Annotated in this window: 1 protein-coding gene; it reads left to right on the top strand. The window is 36.5% G+C overall.

The features are described from left to right. On the top strand, positions 1 to 1,024 hold a 1,024-nt coding region (locus D791_RS18465; RefSeq protein ID WP_237748714.1), incomplete at its 5' end, for a glycosyltransferase family 2 protein. Between the last annotated feature and the right edge of the window lie 1,109 nt (positions 1,025 to 2,133).

Below are 2,133 nucleotides of genomic sequence, written 5' to 3'. Positions count from 1 at the left end.
CCGTGGACATTATATATGTCGATATTATTCATCATCAAAACAATATTTTGAGTCTTTTATTATGTCAATACTAATTGCTATCTGTATTATCACTTGCCGTAGACCAGAAGGGTTATTAAAACTATTAAAATCGTTGGACAATTTATATTTTAGTACGAGAAACTCACCTAGCATAGCATTGATTATCGTAGACAATGATCCGCAACAATCTGCTCAAAAAATAGTCACTGAGTGGCATCATGAGACTAATTTTCATGTTGCTTATCATCAAGAGACAGAGCCGGGAATTCCATTTGCTCGTAACCGAGCGATAAAAGAAGCACTTGCTCTCAGTGCGGATAAGATTGCATTTTTAGATGATGATGAATATGTTGATCCTAATTGGCTGGAAGCAATGGTAGATATGCAGAATAAATCTAATGCTTCAATCATTTGGGGACCAGTTTTCCCAGTTTATGAAATTGACACAGTACCTCTTTGGATTATTAATGGAGGATTTTACGACCGTCAACGATATGAAGATGGGCAAGTATTACACAATGCAGCGTCAAATAATGTATTGATCAAGTCTCACGTGTTTGACGATCAATCACTTCGCTTCAATGAAAACATGCGTTATACAGGTGGCAGCGACCATTTATTTTTCAAGCAAGCTGCTTGTAAAGGGCATATTATCGTCTGGTCAGCTAGAGCTAAAGTATGGGAGGACGTACCAGCGAGCCGTCTCACTGAGTCATGGCTATGCAATCGTTTTTTGCGTTTAGGTAATACCCATACTATCACGGAAATAGCCCTTGATCCTTCAATTACTAAATTAACATTACTCGCATTACAAGGAATGATTCGCCTTATTCCTAGTGCAATGATTTTACCATTTACACCGTTTTTGCCAAAAGTTAGAGCAATGAAGATCAAGCGGTCTTATTATCGAGGATTAGGAATGCTAAAAGCACTGGTCAACAAACCCTATCAAGAATATAAACCTACAGAAAACTTAACAGATAATTATTTAGGCAAGCCTTAATTTACCAAGCTTATTGAAAGTAATGTCATACAAAAATAGCATTCATGAAATGAAAACGTACCTCTGACTGGCGATGTCTGCATTATCCATGCATTAATCTCTTCAAATTATGTGCCCACAAGCCTTTAAAGCTATTACTGAAGGGAAGACTTCTTCAGTTACCAAGACCTATAGTGAAAGTTTGCTTACAGTTTTCCGCTGGTTGGCAAGTTATGCAGATGACGGTTAGAAAGTCGTTATTGACAAAACCCATCCCAGATTGTCATCGAAAAGTTACAGAAAAAAATTCGATAGTCAGCGAATGTTGCAAAAGACGATACGCCCTAAAAATTTGAATTTGAATTTGAATTTGAATTTGAATTTGAATTTGAATTTGAATAGGGTCTTTAAATACAGTCTTATAATTCTGAACTGATTCGACATCAGGTTGGTAAAAACTGGCGCTTTAATATGTCAGTCGCCTCATAAAAAACTTGTTTTTACGATGCAACAACCTTTATATCCTGCAAGGTAACAGGATCAGAAGCCTGTTAGAGGTACGGGAACTGAGTTATATCCTACTTTACTGGGGGGCCTAAGCAGTTGATGCAATCATCTGTTTTGCAGATGAAACAGTTTTTCGATCTGATTATATTTAGGTACTACGAAGGCAAAGTAAGGAGAAAAAAATTGTATCCGTCACTCGTCGTCTATATAAATTAAACATGACCTCAATGATTAGTTCCCCAAGAAAATATCATGACACTCCTTACTACCAGAGACTTTTTTCCGAAATAATTAATCATAAATAAAAAGGCTGCGTGTGTCGCGAGTACTCATCAAAAGTCTAATAGACATGCAAGGGTTCATGATTTTTCTGTGCTTAGCCCTAGCTAACGGGAGTTTGGTTTTATGCTCTATAATGGGTCAGTTAATTCAAATTTTTCATTGAATTTTTAAAAGACTGATTATTGGCGCAAAGAAACCTGTTTTGTTGATAAACATAAAATTACAACGTTAAAAAGTTAGAAAACATCTGAAGTTATTCTTTTTGCCTGTTCACTCAACTCATTTTAATCCCAGGGAAATATCATGAAACCCCTTGCTATCAGCGGCCTTGACCGAAATGA

The sequence above is a fragment of the Nitrincola nitratireducens genome (assembly GCF_000585235.1).
Taxonomy (GTDB): Bacteria; Pseudomonadota; Gammaproteobacteria; order Pseudomonadales; family Balneatricaceae; genus Nitrincola; species Nitrincola alkalisediminis.
The sequence above is the reverse complement of the archived record's forward strand: the minus strand, read 5'-3'. Positions and strand labels throughout refer to the sequence as shown.